The organism is Streptomyces filamentosus (assembly GCF_014654895.1).
Lineage (GTDB): Bacteria > Actinomycetota > Actinomycetes > Streptomycetales > Streptomycetaceae > Streptomyces > Streptomyces filamentosus.
Genome location: NZ_BNBE01000002.1, coordinates 1,453,643 through 1,475,374, shown reverse-complemented (window position 1 = coordinate 1,475,374; position 21,732 = coordinate 1,453,643). Strand labels below are relative to the sequence as shown.

At 68.5% G+C, this 21,732-nt stretch carries 19 protein-coding genes and 1 pseudogene; 8 read left to right on the top strand and 12 right to left on the bottom strand.

Features of this window, described 5'->3' with window-relative positions:
* The first annotated feature begins 115 nt into the window (after positions 1-115).
* Positions 116-1,465 carry a BREX system ATP-binding protein BrxD gene (gene brxD, locus IE326_RS25560; RefSeq protein WP_190043126.1) on the top strand — a complete coding sequence of 450 codons (1,350 nt, stop codon included), beginning with the start codon at positions 116-118 and terminating at the stop codon, positions 1,463-1,465.
* A gap of 53 nt (positions 1,466-1,518) precedes the next feature.
* Entirely contained in the window at positions 1,519-3,678 is a 2,160-nt protein-coding gene (locus tag IE326_RS25555) for a DEAD/DEAH box helicase (protein ID WP_190043125.1), read from the top strand.
* Between the two features lie 158 nt (positions 3,679-3,836).
* Here IE326_RS25555 and IE326_RS25550 read toward each other — a convergent pair whose 3' ends face one another.
* Positions 3,837-4,304 (bottom strand): NUDIX hydrolase, encoded by a 468-nt coding sequence (locus IE326_RS25550; RefSeq protein ID WP_190043124.1) that lies wholly within the window; start codon positions 4,302-4,304, stop codon positions 3,837-3,839.
* Between the two features lie 236 nt (positions 4,305-4,540).
* On the opposite strand from IE326_RS25550, the pseudogene IE326_RS25545 reads away from it, so the two are divergent.
* Positions 4,541-5,769 (top strand): annotated as a pseudogene (locus IE326_RS25545) (damage-control phosphatase ARMT1 family protein).
* Between the two features lie 117 nt (positions 5,770-5,886).
* Positions 5,887-6,375, top strand: coding sequence for a hypothetical protein (locus IE326_RS25540; RefSeq protein ID WP_190043123.1), 489 nt, complete (start codon positions 5,887-5,889; stop codon positions 6,373-6,375).
* Between the two features lie 66 nt (positions 6,376-6,441).
* Here the strand turns inward: IE326_RS25540 and IE326_RS25535 are convergent, their stop codons facing one another.
* From IE326_RS25535 to IE326_RS25490, 10 genes are all read right to left on the bottom strand, one after another.
* Positions 6,442-7,110: an HAD family hydrolase gene (locus IE326_RS25535; RefSeq protein ID WP_190043122.1), complete on the bottom strand. Its 669-nt coding sequence runs from the start codon at positions 7,108-7,110 to the stop codon at positions 6,442-6,444.
* Positions 7,104-9,032 carry a phosphoribosyltransferase gene (locus IE326_RS25530; protein WP_190043121.1) on the bottom strand — a complete coding sequence of 643 codons (1,929 nt, stop codon included), beginning with the start codon at positions 9,030-9,032 and terminating at the stop codon, positions 7,104-7,106. The genes IE326_RS25535 and IE326_RS25530 overlap by 7 nt, the downstream gene beginning before the upstream one ends.
* Positions 9,029-9,811, bottom strand: coding sequence for a methyltransferase domain-containing protein (locus IE326_RS25525; RefSeq protein WP_190043120.1), 783 nt, complete (start codon positions 9,809-9,811; stop codon positions 9,029-9,031). The genes IE326_RS25530 and IE326_RS25525 overlap by 4 nt, the downstream gene beginning before the upstream one ends.
* Positions 9,808-10,272, bottom strand: coding sequence for a hypothetical protein (locus IE326_RS25520; protein WP_190043119.1), 465 nt, complete (start codon positions 10,270-10,272; stop codon positions 9,808-9,810). Before IE326_RS25520 ends, IE326_RS25525 begins: the two co-directional genes overlap by 4 nt.
* Complete coding sequence (locus IE326_RS25515; protein WP_190043118.1) at positions 10,265-11,782, bottom strand: Rossmann-fold NAD(P)-binding domain-containing protein; 1,518 nt, start codon at positions 11,780-11,782, stop codon at positions 10,265-10,267. Before IE326_RS25515 ends, IE326_RS25520 begins: the two co-directional genes overlap by 8 nt.
* A 45-nt stretch (positions 11,783-11,827) precedes the next feature.
* On the bottom strand, positions 11,828-12,700 hold the full coding sequence (locus IE326_RS25510; protein ID WP_190043117.1) for a GNAT family N-acetyltransferase: 873 nt from the start codon (positions 12,698-12,700) through the stop codon (positions 11,828-11,830).
* 289 nt (positions 12,701-12,989) lie between these two features.
* Positions 12,990-14,876, bottom strand: a complete 1,887-nt coding sequence (locus tag IE326_RS25505) for a glycoside hydrolase family 15 protein (protein WP_229915615.1) — start codon at positions 14,874-14,876, stop codon at positions 12,990-12,992.
* Positions 14,873-15,070: a DUF5999 family protein gene (locus IE326_RS25500; protein WP_190043116.1), complete on the bottom strand. Its 198-nt coding sequence runs from the start codon at positions 15,068-15,070 to the stop codon at positions 14,873-14,875. The genes IE326_RS25505 and IE326_RS25500 overlap by 4 nt, the downstream gene beginning before the upstream one ends.
* Before the next feature lie 172 nt (positions 15,071-15,242).
* Positions 15,243-15,830, bottom strand: coding sequence for a P-loop nucleotide/nucleoside kinase family protein (locus IE326_RS41910; RefSeq protein ID WP_373310262.1), 588 nt, complete (start codon positions 15,828-15,830; stop codon positions 15,243-15,245).
* Positions 15,806-16,351, bottom strand: a complete 546-nt coding sequence (locus tag IE326_RS25490; protein WP_190043114.1) for an ATP-binding protein — start codon at positions 16,349-16,351, stop codon at positions 15,806-15,808. The genes IE326_RS41910 and IE326_RS25490 overlap by 25 nt, the downstream gene beginning before the upstream one ends.
* A 271-nt stretch (positions 16,352-16,622) precedes the next feature.
* Between IE326_RS25490 and IE326_RS25485 the strand changes: the two genes are divergently transcribed.
* The 3 genes from IE326_RS25485 to IE326_RS41905 are packed head-to-tail and all read left to right on the top strand — an operon-like array spanning position 16,623 to position 19,210.
* Positions 16,623-18,074, top strand: a complete 1,452-nt coding sequence (locus IE326_RS25485; RefSeq protein WP_506417386.1) for a helix-turn-helix domain-containing protein — start codon at positions 16,623-16,625, stop codon at positions 18,072-18,074.
* A gap of 33 nt (positions 18,075-18,107) precedes the next feature.
* Positions 18,108-19,010 (top strand): phosphotransferase, encoded by a 903-nt coding sequence (locus IE326_RS25480; protein WP_111335808.1) that lies wholly within the window; start codon positions 18,108-18,110, stop codon positions 19,008-19,010.
* Positions 18,959-19,210 carry a DUF6879 family protein gene (locus IE326_RS41905; protein WP_373310289.1) on the top strand — a complete coding sequence of 84 codons (252 nt, stop codon included), beginning with the start codon at positions 18,959-18,961 and terminating at the stop codon, positions 19,208-19,210. The genes IE326_RS25480 and IE326_RS41905 overlap by 52 nt, the downstream gene beginning before the upstream one ends.
* A gap of 67 nt (positions 19,211-19,277) precedes the next feature.
* On the opposite strand, the gene IE326_RS25470 is transcribed toward IE326_RS41905, so the two are convergent.
* Positions 19,278-20,612, bottom strand: coding sequence for a hypothetical protein (locus tag IE326_RS25470; protein WP_190043113.1), 1,335 nt, complete (start codon positions 20,610-20,612; stop codon positions 19,278-19,280).
* Positions 20,613-21,394: 782 nt separating this feature from the next.
* Here IE326_RS25470 and IE326_RS25465 point away from each other — a divergent pair.
* Positions 21,395-21,700: a helix-turn-helix transcriptional regulator gene (locus tag IE326_RS25465; protein ID WP_078657388.1), complete on the top strand. Its 306-nt coding sequence runs from the start codon at positions 21,395-21,397 to the stop codon at positions 21,698-21,700.
* Positions 21,701-21,732 lie beyond the last annotated feature (32 nt).

Sequence of the window (21,732 nt, the reverse complement as noted above, 5' to 3'; positions counted from 1 at the left end):
GCAGTGTGCCTGCATCGGGCGGGCCGGTCTCCCGGCCCGCTCAGTCCGCGTGCTGGATGTCAGGCTTTGGCGTCGGAATCCGGCCAGGTGGGCGGCCGGATGGGAGACTGTTCGGGTGAACGCGTTTGGATCCTCAGCTTCAGCGGCCGCCCCGGTCGGCGTCGTGCGACGGCGCGCCGTCGTGGATGCGCTGCGGCGCGGCGCCGTCCCCGAAAGCGGCCTCGACCTGCTCGCGACCGGCCTGGGCCGCTTCGAAGGGGCAATCGACGAGGAGCTGGACGCCGTCGCCGGCGGAGGTTCGGTGTTCAAGGCCGTGCGTGGCGAGTACGGATCCGGCAAGACCTTCTTCACCCGCTGGCTCGGCGAGCGCGCCAAACGACGCACCTTCGCCGTAGCCGAAGTACAGGTGTCGGAGACCGAGACCCCCCTACACAAGCTGGAGACCGTCTACCGGCGGCTCACCGAACGCCTGACCACCGTGAGCTTCCCGCCGAGCGCACTACGGCCGGTCGTCGACGCGTGGTTCTACGCGCTGGAGGAGGACGCACTCGCCGACGGCGCGAGCGAGACCGAGCTGCCGCAGGCCGTGGACCGGCTTCTCACTGCCCGGCTTGCCGAGGTCTCCCGGCATGCCCCCGCTTTCGCCACCGCCCTCCGTGGATACAAGCAGTCCCTGGACGCCGGAGACGAGGCCACCGCGGCCGCGGTCATGGCATGGCTCGGTGGCCAGCCACACGTCGCCGCAGCCGCCCGGCGCAGCGCAGGCGTCCGCGGCGACCTGGACCACTTCGGTGCCTTCGGCTTCTTGCAGGGCCTGCTCACCGTGCTCCGGGACGCCGGGCACGCCGGACTCGTTCTCGTGCTGGACGAGGTGGAGACCCTGCAGCGGGTTCGTTCCGACGCACGCGACAAGGCACTCAACGCGCTGCGGCAGCTCATCGACGAGGTTCACTCCGGCCGCTTCCCTGGCCTCTACCTCGTCATCACCGGAACGCCCGCCTTCTACGACGGACAACAGGGCGTACAGCGACTCGCACCACTCGCCCAGCGCCTTGCCACCGACTTCACCACCGACCCCCGCTTCGACAACCCACGGGCCGTCCAGATCCGGCTGCCCGGATTCACCGAGCAGTCACTGACCGGCCTGGGCGCCACCATCCGCGACCTGTACGCGGACGGCTCCCAGTCCCCGGACCGGATCAAGCAGCTCGCCGACGACGCGTACCTCACCGACCTGGCACGGGCCGTGGGAGGTGCTCTCGGCGGAAGGGTCGGAGTAGCACCCCGGCTGTACCTGAAGAAACTGGTCGGGGACGTGTTGGACCGGATCGACCAGTTCCCCGACTTCGACCCGCGCACGCACTACAAGCTCACGGTCTCCAGCGGCGACCTCACCGCCACCGAACGGAACTTCGCCGCGCCCACGCCAGCCGCCTCCGCGGACGATCTCGACCTCGAGCTCTGAAGAGCCATTCCTCGAAGCCCCGACCTCTGACGACCAGCGCAGGAGCCATAGACGTGCAGGATCAGCCGCGCGGCACCGACCCGGTGGAACGCCTTGACCCGGTAGTCCTGCACCACATCGTCAACACACTCGGGTGGCCGGATCTGCGCCCCCTGCAGAAGGAGGCTGTACACCCGCTGATGGACGGCGAGGACGCGATCCTGCTCGCGCCGACCGCCGGAGGGAAGACGGAGGCAGCCACCTTCCCGATGCTGTCCGCAATGCGGGAGAAGCACTGGACCGGCACTTCCGTCCTCTACCTTGCACCGCTCAAGGCACTCCTGAACAACCTGGTGCACCGGGTCGACAGCTACGCACAGTGGCTGGGCCGCCGAGCCGCGCTCTGGCATGGCGACACCCCGGAGTCCGTGCGCCGCCGCATCCGCACAGAGTCCCCCGACTTCCTGCTGACGACGCCCGAGTCCCTCGAAGCGATGCTCATCAGCGTCAAGACCGACCACACGCATATGCTGGGCCGCGTACGCGCCGTCGTCGTCGACGAGGTGCACGCCTTCGCGGGGGACGACCGCGGCTGGCACCTGCTCGCCGTACTCGAACGCCTGGAGCGACTGACCGGCCAACGGATCCAACGCATCGGCCTCTCCGCCACCGTCGGCAACCCCGACACCCTGCTCACCTGGCTCCAGGGCGCCAGCCCCGCCGACCGCCCAGGCCGAGTCGTCGCCCCCGGAGTGACCCTGCCCGCCAGCGGGACCGCATCGGCCGGCGCCGAAAATCTCCCGCGCCCCGCTGGAGAGGTGGAACTCGACTACGTCGGATCTCTCGCCAACGCTGCCAAAGTGATCTCCGCCCTACACAAGGGCGAAAAACGGCTTGTCTTCTGTGACTCGCGCAAGCAGGTGGAAGAGCTCGGCGCGGCACTACGGGCGCGCGACGTCACCGTGTTCCTCTCCCATGCCTCCCTCTCCGCTGACGAACGTGCTCGCTCCGAGCAGGCATTCGCCGAAGCGCGCGACTGTGTCATCGTCTCCACCTCAACCCTCGAACTTGGCATCGACGTCGGCGACCTTGACCGCGTCATCCAGATTGACTCACCCAGCACGGTGGCCTCTTTCCTGCAACGCATCGGCCGTACCGGACGCCGTGCCGGCACCTCCCGTAACTGCCTGTTCCTCGCCACCCGGCCCGACGCCCTCCTCCAAGCCGCTGGCCTGCTCACTCTGTGGTCCCGAGGCTGGGTAGAACCTGTCACCCCGCCCCCCTCGCCGCGCCATCTCGTCGCACAACAACTCCTCGCTGTCACCCTGCAGGAACACCGCCTCGGCGACCGCCTATGGCCCGAACAGTGGAACGGTTTGGCTCCCTTCGACCGCTCCGCCGGCCCTCTCTTGTCCCACCTCGTCGAAGGCGGGTTCCTCGACAGCGACGGCGGCATGCTGTTCATCGGCACCGAAGCCGAGAGACACTTCGGCCGACGCCACTTCATGGAGCTGACCGCTTCGTTCACGGCACCGCCTGAGTTCACCGTGCTTGCCGGACGCAAGGAGATCGGGACCACTGACCCCACTGTCCTCACCGAGGAACGCCCAGGCCCGCGACGCCTGCTTTTGGCCGGCCGCAGCTGGCAGGTCACCTTTATTGACTGGGCCCGACGCCGCGCCTTCGTCGAACCGGTCGAAGATGGCGGCATCGCCAAATGGCAGGGAAGCGAAGCCCGCGGCCTCTCCTACGCCCTCACCCGCGCCATGCGCGACGTCCTCCTTGGCACCGACCCTGACGTCCGCCTCACGCGCCGCGCCACCGCCACCCTCGCCGAACTCCGCATGGACCGCGCACCCCACGAAGTGCACCCTGCAGGCACCCTCCTCGTCCGAGACGCAGATGCCACCCGCTGGTGGACCTGGGCCGGCTACCGCGCCAACGCCACTCTCACAGCTTCCCTCGGAAACCTTGCTGACCCCGTTCAGCGCCCCACAGACACCCACGTCCGCCTGCGCCAGGACCTCAGTTCGAAGGACTGGAAGGTCGCCCGCTCCGAATTGGCCGAGTCCCTCACCCTGCCCACTGTTGATCCGCGTGCCGTCCGCGGCCTCAAGTTCTCCGCTGCACTCCCACCCCGACTCGCCTCCGCCACGCTCGCTGAACGTCTAGCCGACTTCGATGGCGCGCTCGGCACCGCCCGTGAGCCTGTGCGAATGGAATGGGGCAGCTGAACACCGCGGCGTTTGCACCGCTGCGGTTAGCTCCTGACCGAAGGAGTAGTCCGCACGCCACCCCCTCTGCAATCGAACAGTCTGCGACAGCTCTGCGAGGTCTTGCGCTTGCTGCCAGGGCCGTTGAGGCTGGCGAAGGTCAAGGTCTCCGCTATCCCTCACGCCTCACGGATCAGGGAGTCGACGACGGAGACGATGGCCTCCGTGTTCGCGGCGATGAACTCGGCCAGCTCGGGCGGCATCAGGTTCAGCTCGCGCATGGCCTCGGCGGTGAACGGTACCCGGACCACCTCGTACGTGCCCCGCTCTGGCTTGGCGAACTCCGTCCCCGTACGTGCGGCCAGGTCCATCGACGCCAGGCGCGCGGCGAAGATGTGCTGGACGGCAATGCCGTCCTCCAGCTGGTCGGTGATCAGGTGGACGAGCTCGGCGCGCTCCAGCTTGCCGCCCAGCTCCTCGAACACCTCCCGATGCAGGGCCGCCTCGATGGTTGCGTCGTCCTGTTCCACCCCGCCGCCGACCGACACCCAGTACGGCTCTCTGTCCGGCTTGATGCGCTTGATCAGGACCAGCTCGTCGCCGTCAAGGAGGATGGCGCGGGCGTTGCGCTTGACGATGTTGGGCATGCCTTTGGCTCCTTCTGAACGTGGCATAGGAGAGAGCGGGCGGAGGCTCGTCTGGTGGCGGTGAGCATCTCCCAGAGCGGGGGACCCAGCACGGTGCAGGCCGAAGGTGGGGTGCGTGCACCGAGTACTGCACCCAGTGTCACACCACTGCCGAACGCTGCCGACTAGGCTGGACCTTTCGGCATGCCGTTCACGGAGGACCCTCCATGGCGAGCGAGACCAAGCGGGAGTGGACCATGACGGAGAGGAGCTCTCGCAACTTGGGCGAGAAGGCCGTTCCCGGCCCAGCCCCGGCCGCCGCGGCCAGCGCGCCGGTCATCCTGAGCAACGAGCCCGGCTCATTCGCTTGGGGTGTGCTGGCCAAGCGTCACCCTGCCCCATCCAGCAGGTACGAGATGCATTCCCGTACGGTCGCCGACAGCATGAAGCGCTCGACGCACTGCTGGACGAGATCACCAACGGTGTCGTCCAACCACTCGCCCCCGCGGATCACGACCACGAGCGCTGGACTGCCTGGGGACAGGAGCACTTCGGGCGCTCGTGGTACGACGTCCCGTTCCTGTGGGCGGAGAGCTACTTCTACCGCAGGCTCCTCGGCGCGGTCGGGTACTTCGGTACCGGTCCGTGGCAGAGAGCCGATCCGTTCGCGCCATTCAAGCAGGCCGAACTACGAGGCGACGCGGTAGAGGAGGAGCTGCAGGCCCTCGACGCGCTCGCCAGTGTTCCGGCCGAGGAGCGGGCTACGGCGCTCCTCCACGCCTCCCTCTGGGGCAACCGTGCGGACCTCGGCTTCCGGGTCTCGGCGGGGGAGCCGGCAGTGGCTGACGCCGCGGTCCCGGTCCTGGTCAGCGACGACAGCGCCACGCTGTGGCAGCTCCTGCCCGCCGGCACCTCGGCCACCGTGGCCGTCGTAGCCGACAACGCGGGACGTGAGCTGATTCCCGACCTCGTCCTCATCGACCACCTCCTCGCACACGGGCACGCCGAGCGGGTCGTGCTTCACGTCAAGCCATACCCGTACTACGTCTCCGACGCGATGACCGCGGACGTGGTCGACAGCCTCCGCCGTCTCATCGAGGCATCCGGCGAAGCGGGCCGGATCGGCGGCCGACTCTGGAAGGCCATGGCGGCGGGAAGCCTGGAGGTCCGCACCCACCCGTTCTTCTGCGCTCCGCTGCCGTACGAGGAGATGCCCGAGGACCTGCGGAAGGAGTGCGCGGGTGCCACGCTCACGATTCTGAAGGGTGATCTCAACTACCGTCGCCTGGTGGGAGACAGGCTGTGGCACCCGACTGTGCCGTTCGCCGAGCGCACGGCCTACTTCCCCAGGGCCGTCGCAGCGTTCCGGACCCTGAAGTCCGACGTCATTGTCGGCTTGGAGCAGGGAACGCTGGACAGCCTCCAACGGTCTGTGGCTGCCTGGCGTACGAGCGGCACTCACGCGCTGATCCAAGTGCGACCGTAGACCTGTGCGGGAGAGGTCTTCGCGTCCGTACCCGGTCCCGCATCCCCGTGAAGGTTGCCCGCTTCATGCTTATGCGGAACGATCTCCGTCCGTGCATATGCAAAAAAGGGGGGCGCAATGCCGTGGGAAGATGGGAAGACCCGGTACGTAGGTGAGGGCACGGTCACGCTCGCCGATGGACGCGAGGTACCGGTCGTCGCGGCCCTGATACTCAGCCTCGATCCCGAGAAGGTGCCGGACTTCACGTACGACCGTCACACCACCTGGGTCGGAAGCCTCCACACAGACACCCTCGACGACCTACGGGGCGCCGCGCCAGGCCGGCTGGCTCTCCCCGACGGCCGGACGGGAACGTTCATGTCTACCAGTGGATCACCCGACCTTGTCGGCGTCTCCGGCCTGGGCCCGGCCCCATTCGGTCCGGTCCACGGCACCGAGACAGAATGGGAGGAACCCGAGCTCGCCTTCGACGATGCATCTCCCCCCGATGGACTCGGGCTGGATGCCGAGCAGCAGGCCGCCGAGCAGCAGGAACGCGCGCAGCGGCGGGGCATGACGGCCGGCGACCTCCAGGCCCGCTATCGCGTCCGATGGATCCCGGACTGACCGACGAGTCGAACGGGTCGGCTGCTCGTTGTCGGTGCTCCCGCTTCAGCGAGGCAACTCAGGTAGTTAGCGCCCAGCGGCACTCCGTCGAGACCACAGGCCGATGGGACGGGGGCTGTGGCACCAGGTGGCGAGCTCCGCGGGGGTGTGGAGTACGAGGTCGGGGCCGGCGGTGGTCAGGTCGGCGATGTCGGCGTATCCGTAGCTGACGGCGATGGCCCGTAGGCCGGCGGCACGGGCGTGGCGTACGTCGCTGCCGGTGTCTCCGACGTATGCGGTTGCGCCCTGCTGCCGCTGCAAGAGCTGGAGTTTGAGCGTCTTGTTGCCGTCCTCGTCCCGCGTGAGCAGTATCCGTGGCATTGCTTCCGTGTCGAGATCTCGTCGCAGCAGGCGATCGACCGTGGTGCGGTGACTGCCGGTGACGATGCCGTACCCGGGACCGCTCGCGAGTTCGCCGAGGATGCCGACAAGGTCGGGGATGACGCCGCGCTCTTCCTTGCCGGCCGTGAGGTCGGTCAGCCGTGCGTGCCGCTGCCAGAACCGCTCGGCCGTCTCGTACGGGATCCAGCGGGTCAGCGACTGGCTGAGCACGCCCCGGTAGATCAGCGGCAACTCCCCCGGGCCTGCCAGGTCTGGCAGCTCCCACAACTCCATCTCCCCTCGGACGGTCTGGTAGGCGCTCCAGGCCCGTTCGCGGGAGTCGTGCAGGACGCCGTCGAAGTCGAAGATCAGCACGTTTCCTCCAGCTGAACGAGGGGCACGCCGCACCAGGCGAGGAGGTGGGGGTGGGGGAGCCGGGCAGCGAGGTCACCGAGCTCGGCGGTCGCGTGCTGCCAGGTCGAGGCGGGGCCGAGCGGCGCCAGCAGCAGGGCGCTGCCGGCCTGTACCGGCTCGAACCGGCCCTCGGCCCAACGGGTGACCGCTTCCTCGACGTTCCGGGTATCGATCCGCGGAGCCTTGGGTGCCGGACGGCCTCGGAAGGGCAGCATGGGCTGGAGTAGAGCCGCGGGCTGGCGACGCCACCGGCGAAGCACCGGCGTCCGTGAGCTCACCGGAATGTGCAGCGCTTCCTGCAGGACGAGCGCGGCGTCGATCATGGCCCGCTGGAGACGGTGCGCCTCTCGCGCCGTGGCTGCAGCTCGCTCCGGGTTGTAGGTGCGGGGCAGTTGTTCGCCCCGGGCGACGCCGTAGCAGAGCATGGCCGTGGCGAGTGCCGGCAGGCAGGATTCATCGTCGGAAAGGCGCTGGTCGACGGCGGCGGCCACCGTCTTCAGGTCGGTGCCGAACGCGACGATGATGGCGGCCAGGTCGACGAGTGGGGTGAGCAGTTCGTTGTCGCGGCGGTAGGCGTGGGTGAGGTGGCCGGTCTTGCGCAGGCCGCCTTCGGCGTCGATCAGCCACTTCTCTGCCTCGCACCGGCCGTCCGGCACCGAGGACCCCATCGACATCACCCAGCGGTGCAGCCGGGGCAGAACCATCCCTGGGTTGCCGTTGGTGAGCGCGGTGGCGACCGTCTTCAAGGCCGCTGGGATGGGAGCGGGAGCGCGCAGGCTCATCGCAACGGGGAGCTGGACGGAGCGGTCGAGGGCATAGCCGACTGCGTCGTCGAGCCAGCAGTCCCCACGCGGGGTCAGTTGGGCGGACATGCTCAGGTCTTCGCTGATCACCATGGCCGGTGCGACGCCCACGGTGGCCGGCGTCAGAGCGCTCGACAACGCGGTGGCCGTCGCGCGGGCAGTGTCACCGAAGATGCCGGGCGGAATCCAGGACGCCACCACCGGTTGCCGGCCGTGCCGGGTCGAGAGGGTGAAGGCGGCCCGGGCGGGCGAGCGGCGCCGCAAGCCCGGCCATGCGGCCAGCGCTGAGTTCTCCCTCCCCGGCCGGAAGCCCACCACGCTCACCGGCGCTTCGGCGCGGCCGATCCACGTGGCCTCCTTGGACAGGTACGTGTCGAGGGCGCCCGAGGCGAGGCGGCGGGTGGAGGCCCAGCGGGATCGCGGCAGGACGGTGACCGAGATGCCGGCGTCCCGCAGCGGTTGGACGTCGTCGTCACGGAAGGCCGGCACCAGGACGTCGGTGTTGCCGGGTTCGGCCAGGCGTTGGGCGAGGGACACCAGGGTGCGGCCGGTCAGCGGCGGGTCGTCCACCAGCAGGATCCTGCGCCGGCCCGGCGTGATTCGCTCGCCCGGTCGTACGGAGGCGAGGTGGACGTCGAGCCCTTCGCGGGCGAGGCGGGCGGCGACGAGAGGAGCGAGATAGGCCCCGCCCGTTCGCACGCCCACCACCGCGACCGGCCATCCGTCCGACCTGGCTGACAGCCACCGCTCGGAGAGCTGGACGATGTCGGGCCACTCCACGCCCTGGACTGCCAGGGACGCCGGGAGGCGCACGATCGACTCGTCGCTGGTCAGCTCACGTGGCACGAGATCTGCGTCTGGGGCCGCCACCTGCATCTCGCCGCGGATGAGCCGCCCGGCGGCGCGCAGGGTGGAGGCCCGCAGCCACTCGGCCGTCGGCAGGCGACGGTCTTCGGACCGGACCCAGAGTGCGGCGAGCGTCTCGTAGCAGCGCAGGGCGCTGACCGCCTGGCCCGCACTCGCGACGAGGTCGCGAGCGAGGGCGCCGACGGTCAGCGGCCTGACAGGGACCGTGGTCATGCGGTGGCCTCGCGGCGGGCGACGGCGTGCACGAGACGGCCGAGCTCCCGGTAGGGGCTGCGGATGGAGGCGGCCCACTCCGTGGCCAGCGCCTTCCGGAAAACGTCCTCCTCCGGTCGCCAGTCATTGCCGAGGTGGTCGTGGAAGATCCGCACGCCCTGCCAAGGCAGCGGGACCAGGCCGTTGTCGCTGGCGAGCTGGTTCAGGCGGTAGGGGGCATCGCCACGCGTGACGATGCCAAGGTTGCCCATGCTCGCTGCCTGGGTGGTCTCGATCTGGGCCAGGGCCGTGTCGTACTGGCCGCGCAGGGCTTCGCGCACTCCGACAGCGAGGGTGTTCTTGGTCAGAACGCTGAGGATGCCGCCGGGGGCGACGAGCCGGGCGAGATTGGCGATGGGCTCGGCGGAGTCGGGCAGGTACATCACGACGCCGTGGCAGCACACCGCGTCGAAGACCTCGCCGTCGAAGGGCAGGTCGTAGATGTTGGCCTCGACGAGCCTCACGCGCTCGGCCAGGCCGGCCGCGGCCAGCTTCTCCTCGGCGCGCTTGAGCATGTCGGAGGAAACCTCGGCCCCGGTGACGTGATGCCCTGCCGCGGCCAGGCGCAGCACCATCTCGCCGTCGCCGCAGCCGACGTCCAGGACGCGGGCGGGCTTGTCGCCGAGCTCCTCAAGGACGCGGCGCGCCACGATCTCGTGCCGCAGCCGGCCGCGCCCGCCCTTGGAGTAGGCGGCGTAGTCGGTGCCGACGGTACCGAAGTCGCTGGATTCGGTGTTCATGCGGAGAACTCCTTCTTGATCTGGGGCCAGTGCTCGACGAAAAAACGGAATGAGGGGTAACGGTCGCCCGCTAGCGCGGCGCCGACCTCACCCGAGGGGGCGAACGCGCCGGCGCGTAGGGCCTGCCGGATGCGGACGAGGCTCGGTATCCGCTGGGCCAGCTGCGGCACGCGCGCGCGGGTTTCGGCGTACGGGAGCCACGCGGCGAGCTGGGCGGGGCTCATCTCCTCCCACACCACAACGTCGAGCAGCCCCTCGCCCAGGCGCAGGGCGACCAGATGCGGTACCGCAGTCTTTCCCGGCCCGGCACCCCGGTGTCCCAGAGGCGTGGCCCGCCCGGGATACCCGGTGCGCAGGTCGGTCAAGTGCTGGGCGAACACGGTGCCCAGGTGACACGACAGGCAGGGGCAGACCGAGTCGGTGCCGGTCAGATCGTTGAGGGTAAAGATCCGCTCACCCATGCCCGCTCCCCGTCGCCGTGGTGATGGCGGGGCCGTAGAGCTGGTAATAGGCGTCGACGATCCCGGACTCGGCCAGGATCTCGTTGGTGGCGGCGAGGTTGTGTCCGGGCTGCAGCCGCTCGCCTCCCTGGGCCACCGCGACCGCGCCGACGGCGAGCCCGGCCATCACCAGGTCCACGTACCTGTTGGACAGGCTCTCGGCGAAGTGGAAGTTGATGGGCATGCCGTGGCCCACGACGACGATCTCCGACCCGTCGGGGAACAGGTAGCTGGTGCCGAGCACGCCCCGGTCCGTCACCGCCGTGCTGCCCTCGCGCAGCTCGTCCAGCGCGAACTCGTAGTTCCGGCTCGTGGTGCTGACCAGGAACGAACGAGGGGGCAGGAGCCTGGCCTGCTCCAGACCGAAGCTGCGGCTGCCGACGCAGCCAATGACCAGCCGCGGTTGGTGGGAGTCCACCAGCTCGGTCAGCGACCGGCCGGTGAGGAAGCCTTCCTCGTGTGCGGCGACCAGGCGGGTGATGTCGGCGTCGAACACCGCCACCCGCATCCGCCGGCTGTCCAGGACACGGGCCACCTCGCGGCCGATCCGGCCGAAGCCGAGCACGAGTGCGGCCTGGCCCTCGAACTTCTCGTCCGGCAGCAGCCGCAGGGTGTTTCGGACCGCGGCGTCGGCGATGCCGTAGGACTCGATCATGCCCTTCATGTCGCTCTCGGCCACGCTGAACAGCGGGAGCGGGAGGCCGAACCCGGCCAGCTTCCGGATACCGGAGGTGGTCTGCTCCACAAGACCGATGAAGTGCCCGGCACTCTCGGGAAGTTCCCTCAGCACCATCGGCAGGACGTATCCGCCGTCGTCCATGACGATGCTGCGCTTGCCCGCCGCGGTCACTCGCGACACATGGTCCTCCAGCCCCGCACGCAGGTCCCGGTAGCGCCACACCGTGATCCCGAGACGCTGCACGAGATGGGCGTCGACACGGCGGGAGTTGGCGTACTGGTACTCCTTGTCGATCACCGTCATGTGCGCCGGATCGACGCCGAGCTCGACCAGGCTGTTGACCAGGACGAGGAAGTCACGCATGTGGTGGATGGTCAGTACCAGCCCGACGTCGGCGAGCGGCTTGTCCGGCCAGCGCTCTGGCAGCGTGCTCGTCAAGGGCAGCTCCGAGGTGACGGCGGTCATCTCCGAGTCGGTGAAAGGTAGATGTGTGACGGCTTGGAAGAAGGACGTCCGATCGCGGAGGTTGCCCTTTTCGAAGGTCGCCACGATCCGGTGGGTCCGGTCCGCGACCGCGGCGGGATCGGCTGGCGCGGCCAGCGCCAGACGCCCCCGCCCGCCGTTGGCGAGCGTGCACACCCACGATCCCTGCTCGTCGTCGAAACACACCTCGCGTACGAAGGGAGCGGCACGCAGGCGCTCGACGAGCATTTCGGTCAGCTGCTGGGCCTCGGTCTTGCGGCCGACGAAGTCGACCGAGTGGACCACGGGCGACTCCAGACAAAGGGACATGGATTTCCTCTCAATTCAGATGCGGCCGATGGTGATGGCGTCGGTCTAGCGGTCGCCGGGCGGTGTGAAGATCAGGCAGCGGCCCGCGACGGTCATGCCGCAGGCGACGAACGGCGTCGGATCGTCACGGGTCACCGCGCGCACGGCCTCCAGGCCCTGGCGGGCAGCCAGCGTGTGCGCGGCCCGGATCAGTGGCCGGCGTGCGGCGGGTGTCGCCCACAGCTCCGCCAGGAGCAGTTCGCTGCTGGCCCCGTTGTGCTGGGCGAGGGCCAGCAGCAGCGATCCGGTCGGCGGGTCGAGCAACAGGTGGTCGGGCTGGAACCGCGCGTCGTCCCGCCATCGCGGGAGCGTCGCCTCAGCGAACCCGGCCGGATACCCACCGAACTGGCGCGCCGCCGCCGCAACGTACCCATCCAGGTCGGCGAACCCGACGCTGTTGTCGGCGGTCGCCATACCCCGCGGGACTGGGACGCCGCGCAGGACGGTCACTTCGTGCAGCACACGCCACTCCGCTCCGGCGAAGAACTCGGCGGCGCCCGGCCGGTCCACCGGCACATCCGTGGTCATCAGCGGCCACACGACGAGGCCGGTGACCTCTCGCAGCAGCTGCGAACCCAGCCCGGACCGGCGTACGCGCGGATCGACGACCGGCCCCCACAGACGGGCGCGAGCCTCGTGGGGTTCGGGGTGCCGGACCGCACACCACCCGACCAGCTCTTCGCCGGCCCTGGCGAGCACGAGTACTGGTGGTGCGCCGGTCAGCGCGTTCGTCAGTCTCGACCGCACCAGCGAGGCACTGACCGGGCGGTCGTCGCTGAACCCCCCGATGCCCCGCTGGCTGACGACGGCGATCTGCTCACACAGCACGTCCGACAGGGCGCCACGATGTACGGTGACGTCGATGGAATCGGTGCTCATGCCGCCTCCCCGGGGCCTGCGAGGCCAACCGAGCGGGAGGTGAGGTCGGATGCTGCCGTGGCGTTGGCCGTCTTCGACGGCTGCTCTTCGGCAGAAGCCATGTCCGGGATCGTCACCGCTGCTCCAAAGTCGCGGGAGTCGTTGGACTCGTCAGTGACCATGCAGCCGACCAGCGCCAGACCGATTAGGTTCGCCCCGATCAGGACGAGGCCGGAGGTTCGGCCCTGCGAAGCCCGGTGTCGCCCCCGGGTCTGGCTCAGCCCACCCGCCGGTAACGAAGAAGAAGCACTCACCGCCCGATCACCCCCGCAGCGATCCGGCGCCCCTGAGAGGCGCGGGCGGTTGCGACGGCCCGGATCGCCTGAATGACAGCGATGTGGGAGAACCCCTGCGGGAAGTTGCCCAGCTGGCGCTGGTGCTGGACGTCCCACTCCTCGGCGAGCAGGCCGAGGTCGCTGCGGATCCGGAGCAGGCTCTCCAGGAGGATCTCGGCTTCGTCGACGCGGCCGATGGTGCAGAGCGCCACGATCAACCACCCGGAGCCGATGAGGAAGGTGCCCTCGTCGCCGGCGAGGCCGTCGACGCCCGGCACCTGGCCCCCGGTGCGGTAGCGCAGCAGGAACCCGCCCGTCGTGGACAGCTCCTGCTGGATCGCCTCGACCGTGCCGATGACCCGCTTGTCGTCCGGAGGCAGGAACCCGGTCGTCACGATCTGCAACAGGGAGACGTCCAGCTCCGTCGAGCCGTACGACTGCGTAAAGGTGTTGCGTTCCTCGTCGTATCCGCGCTCGCACACCTGCTGGTGGATCGCGTCGCGCAGCTCACGCCACCTCTGCAGTGGCCCGTCGGTACGGCCATCTTCGATGAGCCTGACCGCACGGTCGACCGCGCACCAGGCCATCACCTTGGAGTGCACGAAGTGCCGGCGCGGACCACGGACCTCCCAGATTCCCTCGTCCGGCTGCTCCCAGAGGATCTCCAGGCACGCGACGAGGTTCGTGATGATCGGGGCTACGACAGGAGCCAGCTCCGGACCGTGCTCCTGGGCCGCGTACAGGGCGCCGACGATCTCGCCGTACACATCGAGCTGCAGCTGCTTCGCGGCTCCGTTCCCGATGCGGACCGGGGCGGAGTTCTCGAAGCCAGGCAGCCAGCCGAGCTCGGCCTCGGTCAGCTCTCGGCTGCCATCGACCCGGTAAATGGCCTGCAGGTTCTCGGGCCGGCCGCCGATGGCTGTTCGCAGCCAGCCGATCCAGGCCCGGGCCTCCTCCCCGTAGCCGCAGCTGAGAAGGGCTTCGACCGTCATGGCGGAGTCACGAGGCCAGCAATAGCGGTAGTCCCAGTTGCGCTCGCCGCCGATTTCCTCCGGCAGCGAGGTGGTCGGAGCAGCCACGAATCCGCCAGTCGGTCCGTGCTGGAGCGCCTTCAACGTGATGAGAGAGCGCTCGACCGCCTCCCAGCGAGGGCCGGAGTATGTGGACTTGGCCGTCCAGCCCGCCCAGTAGTCCTCGGTCTGCTTCAGCAGTCCTTCCGGTGCAGGAAGCGGTGGCGGCTCGTCGCCTCCCGGCTGCCACGCGAGCGCGAAGGCCAGTTGCTCATCCTTTGCGACGCTGAACTCGGAGATCAGGTCGCCGCCGGACGCGCGGCTGGGGGCGTCGGTGTCGAGCCAAAGGCGGCCGTCGCCCAGGCCGACGTTCGCCCGGCGGCCGGCGATTTCGAGCCGCGGAACAGCCTGGCCGTAACCGGGACGGGCCCGAAGGACGGACCGCATCGGGACCCGGCCGCTGACGCCCTTGACGATCCGGACCAGCTGCGTCACGTCGTCCATTTCGGTGAACGGCATGAAGTCGAGAAGCTGGATGGTGCCGGAGGAAGTGATCCAGGTGGATTCCAGGATCAGCGTGCCGTCGAGATAGCGCCGCCCGTCGGCGGGGGGCGCGGTGCCGTGCGGCCCGGCGGGCCCGATGCGCCACATGCCGTGGTTCTCGCTGCCCAGCAGCGCGGTGAACGCGGCTGCGGAGTCGAAGCGCGGCAGACACATCCAGTCGATGCTGCCGTCGCGGTCGACCAGCGCGCCGGTGCGCCCGTTGCCGACGAGGCCGTGGTCCTCGATCCGGCCCGCCCGCCGCGGAGGGTGGGGGATCTCCGCGGGGGGACGCGGGGAAGGGAGCTTCACGCTGCCACCGCCGTCGGCAGGGCGCGGTGAGGGGCGACGATCTGACCGTCGGGGAGCAGTTCGCCAGTGTCGTCGAAGAGTAGGACGCCGTTGCACAGAAGGCTCCACCCCTGCTCGGGGTGATGAGCCGAGAGACGGGCCGCCTCACGGTCTACGGAGTCTGCGCTCGGGCACGGGGGTTGGTGCTGACACATGGTGGGAGTCCTTGTGGGTACGGCAGGAGACGGGGGCGGTGGACGAGCAAGCCAGCGGCTTCCGGTGGTCAGTCCCCAGGGGCGGGTGCCCGAGCGAGGTTGCGGAGCGCTCGGAGGCGGGGAGGGGCCAGGGGGCCAGACGGACGTTCGCTCTACTCCGTGCGTCGTGCGGCTAGCAGTGGCAGGAATGAGCCGTCGGAGGCTCGCTGGCGTAGGGATGCGGGGCGTGCGGAAATCGCTCAGTTCCAGGGGAGCCGGCGAGTGCGTGCAGAATCTCCGTGATGCACTCGGCCATGGGCTGTTGGGTGTCCACGACGATCTTCGGAGCCAGAACCGAACCCGCGCTCCCGGCATCTCCCGGGGGCCCTTCAGCGTCCTGGTGGGCCTTTTGAGCGGGATCCTCCGACACAGGGGCTGTGCGGACGCATTCGATGACGTGAAGGCGGTGGCCTATACCGCCGGCGAGATGTCGGAGCGCTCGCACATCGCGGGCCCGTGTGAGGGGATGAGCATCGAGGACTACTGGGGAAGTGGGGCGCTGGTGGAGATTCCACACCGCGGCCTGCAACAGCCACTCGTAGAGGCGGGCCGCTTGCTCGTGCGAGGTGGTGCGGGACGTAGGGAACATCACGGTTCGCAGTTGGGCGAGGTCGAGCAGGACCCCGCCGATGACGATCGCGAGATGTCTGGCCAACTCCGACTTGCCCGTACGCGGCCGACCGCCGACGGCGACGATCACCGCGCCTCCACAGCCGTGCATCCGCTCGAGGCGACCTCGCGCTTACGAGCGGGTACTTCCGCCTCGCCCGGCCAGCGGAAGAAGGCCCACACTCTCTTGCCGACAACCTCTCCGTCACGTGTCGCGGGAGCCGCCGTCCAGTGGTCGGCAATCGCGGAGACGAGCCGGAGACCGCGTCCACCGTCCGCGGTGTCGGGCCGGAACACCGGCGCGGGAACATTCGGCGAGTTGTCAGTCACCAGGATGCCGAGTGCCGCGCCGGGTTTGACGGAGAGCGACAGCCCGAGCGTCTCGGTCTCGCCCGCTGGCCGAGTTCGACCATGAAGCACGGAGTTCGTCACCAGCTCGCTGGCCACGAGAAGGACGCGGTCCGTCAGCTCGTCTTTGCGGCTGAATCCCCAGCCCAAGAGCTCTTCCTGGAGGAACTGCCGCGACTGGGGCACGGCCTGTCCCGAGTTCGCGAGATGGATCGTAGCCAGTTCCGTCTCGACATCGTGCGCCAGGACAGCGAGGAACTGTCCGGTCTTCCGAGTCGACGTCATTGAGCGCACCCCCAATCCTGGATGGCGGGTGCCGCCGGCCGATGTCCGGAGCGCGGCGGCACCCGCAGGCTCACGAGCCAAGACCGTCAGGTGTCGTGGCCGGCGAGCCGCTTGTGGTCTCGGGAAGCCCGAGGAGGGCAAGAGTTGCCCCCGTGCACCAGGAGCGGCAACGGTGACGGTTCACGTAAACGTGACCGGCTTGCGTGACGCTTCACGTATTTCCAGGGCCGTACATGACGGAGCCGCGTTTTCTTGAAACAGAGCGGACAGCATGTCAGTACGCTGGTCGGCGAGTTCGAAGGGAATCAACTCCATGCGACGTGGCCCTGGACCCCATCGTCCGTCCTGCGCAAAGCGGTTACGCGAGAGCGGTGCCGAACGCGGACAGTCAACCGACGAGATCGCCCGCACGATTCAGACGCACTGCTCCGTCTCCCCCTTGCGCGCACAGCGTCTGGCCATGGGCCTCACCCTGACCGAGGCAGCGGACCAGATCCGCGAGCTCGTCTCTGACCTGGACAGGGCCCCCCGGGTCACCGTGGAACAGCTGCGGCTCTGGGAAACGGGAGGGCATCAACCGCTTCGTTCCACCGTGCTCGTGCTCGCCGCCTTCTATGGCTGCTCGCCCGGGGGGCTGGGCCTGGAAGACACCGAGGCCGTCGCTGGCATCGTCCTCCGGGCAGAGTCCCGGCATGGGCACCGCGCCGAGATCACCCCCATGTCCGCCATCGGCGAGCGGATCCCGACGGCTGCCGAGCACCTCTCGCACAGGGTCGACGCCGCGCGGCGTGCGGTGGACCGTACCCTGGCCTCCGCGACGGTCAACTCCAACCAGCTGGACCACATCGACGAGATGGTCCTTTGGGCCAGCCAGGAGTACATCTCCACCCCGCCGGCCCTGATGCTCACCCGCCTTCTGGACCTCCTTGCCGAGGTCGAGGAGCTGGCCGCATGCCGACAGCCAGCCGCCGTCCAAGTTCGGCTCTCGGAGCTGACTGCGATGCTCTCCACGCTGACTGCCGACGCACTCATGAAACTTGGAGACCTCACGCGGTCGCGATCTTGGTACGCCACAGCGCGTACCGCTGCGGACGACAGCGGAAACTCGGAGCTTCGAGCTCGCGTCAGGGCTCAGGCCGCGATGCTGCCCTTCTACTACGGTCCGATCACCCAGGCGGTGAATCTGTGCCGGGAGGCCAGGGTGATCAGCAGCAGAGCACGAACCAGCGCCACGCACGCCTTCTCGGCAGCAGCAGAGGCGCGGGCCCTGGCCAAGCTTGGCGCCGAGGCCGAGGCCGAGGCCGCACTACGCTACGCGACGAAGGTGTTTGAACAGTTCGGCGGAGACTCGGCGGACGATGCCTTCGCCTTTCCGGAGCGCCGCTACCTGCTCTACAAGAGCGGGACGCTGACCGCTCTCGGGCACACGCGCGAGGCCCGCCAAGTCCAGGATCAGGCGCTCGTCCTCTACCAGGACAAGACAGGGATCGATCCTGCCCTCCTCCGGCTTGAAGCAGCCATCTGCTACGCGCGGGACCGAAGCCCTGACGAGGCGTGCCAGCTGGCCGGCGCCACCTTCCTGCGGATGGACCCCGCCCACCGCACACCGATCGTGGAGGAAAGAGCCCGCGAGGTTGTACAGGTCCTTCCGTCGGTTATACGGACAGGCCGGGCGGCGCGCGAGCTTCTTGAGATCATCGAGCTTCCGCCAGGCCGGATGTGACAGGACGGGCCCGTGTCGGTAAGCCTGTGCGACATGACAATCACGCCGGCCCCGGGTGGGTTCGACGAGTTCGAGATGTACCAGGTACTAGAGCGGGCCTGCGCGAAGGCCGGCCTCGACAGCCGTGATGCGCGTCTGCTGCGCGGTCACACCAACGCGGTTCTCCTCCTGGAGAAGGAGCAGGTGGTGGCCAAGATCGCTCGGAAGGGAACGGACGTCGAGAGCGTTGCGCGCACAGTTACCTTCGTACGCTGGCTCATCGAAGCAGGCTTTCCTACCGCCCCGCTGCACCCCTGCGATCAGCCGCTGATCGTCGATGGGCACTCTGTCACCTTCTGGACCTACCTGCCACAACCCGAGCACCCGGTGGCGGCCGGGCAGCTGGCCGGTCCCCTCAAGGCGCTCCACTCGCTGCCTCCGCCCCCGATCGCCCTTGCTGAGCACGACAACATCCGTGCGATCCGCCGCTCACTGACCGCGATCACATGTCTCCCTGCCGCAGCCATCCGATACATGGAGGAGGAGGCAGACCGACTCGAGGGGGCATTGTGGGGAGTCGACTTCGCGCTTCCCCCCGGACTGATACAGGGCGACCCACAGCACCGAAACGCATTGCACACCACCGACGGATCTGCGGTGCTGTGCGACTGGGACACGGTCGCCCATGGTCAGCCGGAATGGGACCTCGTCACGGTCGAAGTCCACTGTCGGCGGTTCGGCTACGGCCAAGCTCACTACCAAGCCTTCGCGAGCACCTACGGGTGGGACGTAACGAAATACGCCGGCTACTCGGTTTTGCGTGATATTCGGGAGCTGCGCATGATCACCACTAACGCACGAAAAGTTCGACATGCTCCTGAGTCTTTGAGTGAGATCCGGCGGCGATTCGACGGGCTCAGGAGGAGGGACACGCAGCTCCCCTGGAACATCCTCTAGCGTTCGGCCTAGAGCCCTGCTGCCCCGGCAACGACCTCTGGCTGATCGACGGCCGTCTCATGCTGTTCCACTGGTTCACCGGTGTTGGCGAGTGGGCGGGACACGAGTTCAACGAGGACTCGGCCACGGTCAAGATGGTGATCGCCGCGTTCGAGGCCGTCTGGGAACGGGCCATCCCGCACGAGGAGTTTACGACCTAGCCTTACCGTCCCACCCTCACCGGACTCAAGCACGGCGCCTCCAAGCCGCCTTACCGCCTCGGCAAGCTCACGGTGTCCACAGAGGAGAGACCCGCTGCGGCGTCGAAGGGTCGGCCAGCAGCGATGCGACACCGTGGGGAACACCGAGCTTCCCCAGAGCCCAGTCGAGCGCATTAGCTTCGGCGTCGCACATTCGGGCGATCAGACTGGTCTGTTCAGGCAGAAGGATTCGTCGGGGGATCATGATCGTTTCCCGGACCCGGTCGAGGGGCAGTCCTCGCCGGAAGCCCTGTGCGGCGGGGCGGAGCGCGTCCTCGTTCGGCGGAAGCGGCAGGCGTCGGCGGGCCGCGTTCGAGACGACGATCCCGGCGACGTGAACGTACTCCGCCAGGAGCGGCCCCAACAGGTCCGCGAGCGCATCGGTCTTGGCGGCGAGCGACATCTCGGCGAAGGGAGTCGGGAAGTGGAAGAGACCGCTGTGGTCCTCCACCCAGATCCAGGCGGTGCCTGCCCCCGCCGTTTTGGCGCACTTGCCGTGCACCTTGCTTAGGAGCCGCCTGCCCTGGTCGCTCTCCACGGTGTCCCCGGTCAGGGTGGTGCCCTGGGGAGCCGTGCCAGGGTGGACGGTCAGCCGCCTCCCGGCGCTGCTGAGGACATCGACCGCGGCCTCCAAGGCCGCGCACTGTTGGGCGGCCTCCTCGGTCCGCTTCTTCCAGGTCTCGAAGTCGCCGCCGCTGAGGAGTTCGGGGAGGTCACCTTCCCAGTAGATGTCACGGCCCCTGTCCAGGGCGAAGAGATGAGCCCGGACGTTCTCGCGGAACCTCTCGTAGTCCTGGAACTTCTGATCTTCGGCGAAGGTGACGACCTCGATGAAGACGGGGCCGATACGAACATCGCCGGGGCCGCCACTGGCTTTTGCCGGCTCCAGCTCGACCCTGAGTCCGTGGGCCGCCCCCATGAGCGCGAGCCGGGCCTGTGTCTGGGAATGCAGGAACCGGGACAGGGTGACGTCGCAGCGTGCATCCCGCTTGACCGAGGCAATGCCCGGCACCGCGGCTTCCTCCAGATAGGCGTATGCGGCCCACCACCGCACTGCTTCCACCCATGCTCCCGGGGCGGCTCCGTCCATGAACTGGAGCACCGGGGCGTGTCGGCCCAGACCGACGAAGGTGTCGCTGGCCCGACCCGGGGCGGGGGAGGGGACCACGGCCTTGGGCAGCCAGCGGCTGTTGAAGAACGCGGTGAGTCCGGCCACGGCGCGTGCGGTCACCTGATGACCTGCGGGGGAGAGGTAGCCGGCACCCTCCGGGCAACCGAACCACGCCTCCCAGTCGATCGCCCGGCGGCCCTGGTCGATCGCCCGCCATATCTCTTCGTCACGAGGGTGCATGCCCGTGATCATGACGCATCCGCAGACGAGGATGCGGGGATTTTCCCGAACATTCGGCGCTTCCTCCCGGCTGGCCCCGGACCAGTGCCTCATCCGGTCCGCATCACAGCAATAGCGGACAGCGACTGCGGATCGCGACCGGCGCCCCCCCGCATGCTCATTTGGAGGGACTTCCTATCGCGCCCAAAGTGGCCGACTTCCCGGCGGGGTGGTAGCGGGCATTCGCTTACGGCAGACGAGGATTGACGGCAAGAGACTGGAACCTAGGCCGGGAGCATGTCAACGTACAACATCCCGAAAATGCCAAGGCGGACGAGGAGGTGATCGACAGGAATGGAGGGAGAGATTGCAATCTCAGACTTGTGGGATTGGCGGCCTGGAGTGGTTTCTGCGTAGGAGGTCCGTGCGTCTGGTATCGCGACCGCGCAGTTCTCGTGCATATTGCAGCGCACCCGGGCCGCGAGGAGGTACGTGGCCCGGGCCGTGAATGTTCCCGAGCGCCGCGTAGCGTGAAATCTGGATCGCCTAGTAGCTGACGGTTCGCTGGTGCTCGTTGCAGACGGTGCCTCACCGGCCCTGAGCTCGTACCGGTTGGCTTACTGACGGAAACCCATCCGAGGTACTGCGACCTCATCGGCGGGGCGCGCGCAACATAGCCGACGATCGCCGGTTAGCCAAACCGGCGATCGTCAGGACCATTCAGGTGTTCGCATCCGGCTGTGCTTGGCGGTGGAGCCGTAGTGGACGTGGGCTGCCCGTGCCCGTTCTCTTTCGTCTCTCACAGGAAGCGCTCCATGCCTACTCGATCGCTGCTCGCTCCCTCAGCTGTGCCTGACCCCGCCAGCGCGGGCCGCGCCTGCTTTCTCAACGTAAAGGATGCCGCCGCGTACCTCGGCATATCACCGCACACCCTCTATGTCTGGCGGCATCGACGGCAGGGCCCGCCGAGCTTTCGCATGGGTCCTCGTGGTCGCGTCATGTATCGGCGGACGGCCCTCGACGCCTGGATTCATGACCAGGAACGAGCGGACTCTCGCTCCAACCCTGCTTTGAACCCACTCAGCGCGGCTCCGCAGCGACGTGGGAACCCCGGTGCTTGACGCATCGAATGTTGTCGGACGCGTTCGTACCC

Coding starts and splice junctions, on each gene's coding strand:
- IE326_RS25490 (WP_190043114.1), bottom strand. CDS start 16,351: ATGACGTCGACTCGGAAGACCGGACAGTTCCTCGCTGTCCTGGCGCAC.
- IE326_RS25500 (WP_190043116.1), bottom strand. CDS start 15,070: ATGTGTCAGCACCAACCCCCGTGCCCGAGCGCAGACTCCGTAGACCGT.
- IE326_RS25525 (WP_190043120.1), bottom strand. CDS start 9,811: ATGAACACCGAATCCAGCGACTTCGGTACCGTCGGCACCGACTACGCC.
- IE326_RS25515 (WP_190043118.1), bottom strand. CDS start 11,782: ATGTCCCTTTGTCTGGAGTCGCCCGTGGTCCACTCGGTCGACTTCGTC.
- IE326_RS25510 (WP_190043117.1), bottom strand. CDS start 12,700: ATGAGCACCGATTCCATCGACGTCACCGTACATCGTGGCGCCCTGTCG.
- IE326_RS41910 (WP_373310262.1), bottom strand. CDS start 15,830: ATGCACGGCTGTGGAGGCGCGGTGATCGTCGCCGTCGGCGGTCGGCCG.
- IE326_RS25540 (WP_190043123.1), top strand. CDS start 5,887: ATGCCGTGGGAAGATGGGAAGACCCGGTACGTAGGTGAGGGCACGGTC.
- IE326_RS25485 (WP_506417386.1), top strand. CDS start 16,623: ATGTCAGTACGCTGGTCGGCGAGTTCGAAGGGAATCAACTCCATGCGA.
- IE326_RS25520 (WP_190043119.1), bottom strand. CDS start 10,272: ATGGGTGAGCGGATCTTTACCCTCAACGATCTGACCGGCACCGACTCG.
- IE326_RS25470 (WP_190043113.1), bottom strand. CDS start 20,612: ATGATCACGGGCATGCACCCTCGTGACGAAGAGATATGGCGGGCGATC.
- IE326_RS25480 (WP_111335808.1), top strand. CDS start 18,108: ATGACAATCACGCCGGCCCCGGGTGGGTTCGACGAGTTCGAGATGTAC.
- IE326_RS25530 (WP_190043121.1), bottom strand. CDS start 9,032: ATGACCACGGTCCCTGTCAGGCCGCTGACCGTCGGCGCCCTCGCTCGC.
- IE326_RS25465 (WP_078657388.1), top strand. CDS start 21,395: ATGCCTACTCGATCGCTGCTCGCTCCCTCAGCTGTGCCTGACCCCGCC.
- IE326_RS25550 (WP_190043124.1), bottom strand. CDS start 4,304: ATGCCCAACATCGTCAAGCGCAACGCCCGCGCCATCCTCCTTGACGGC.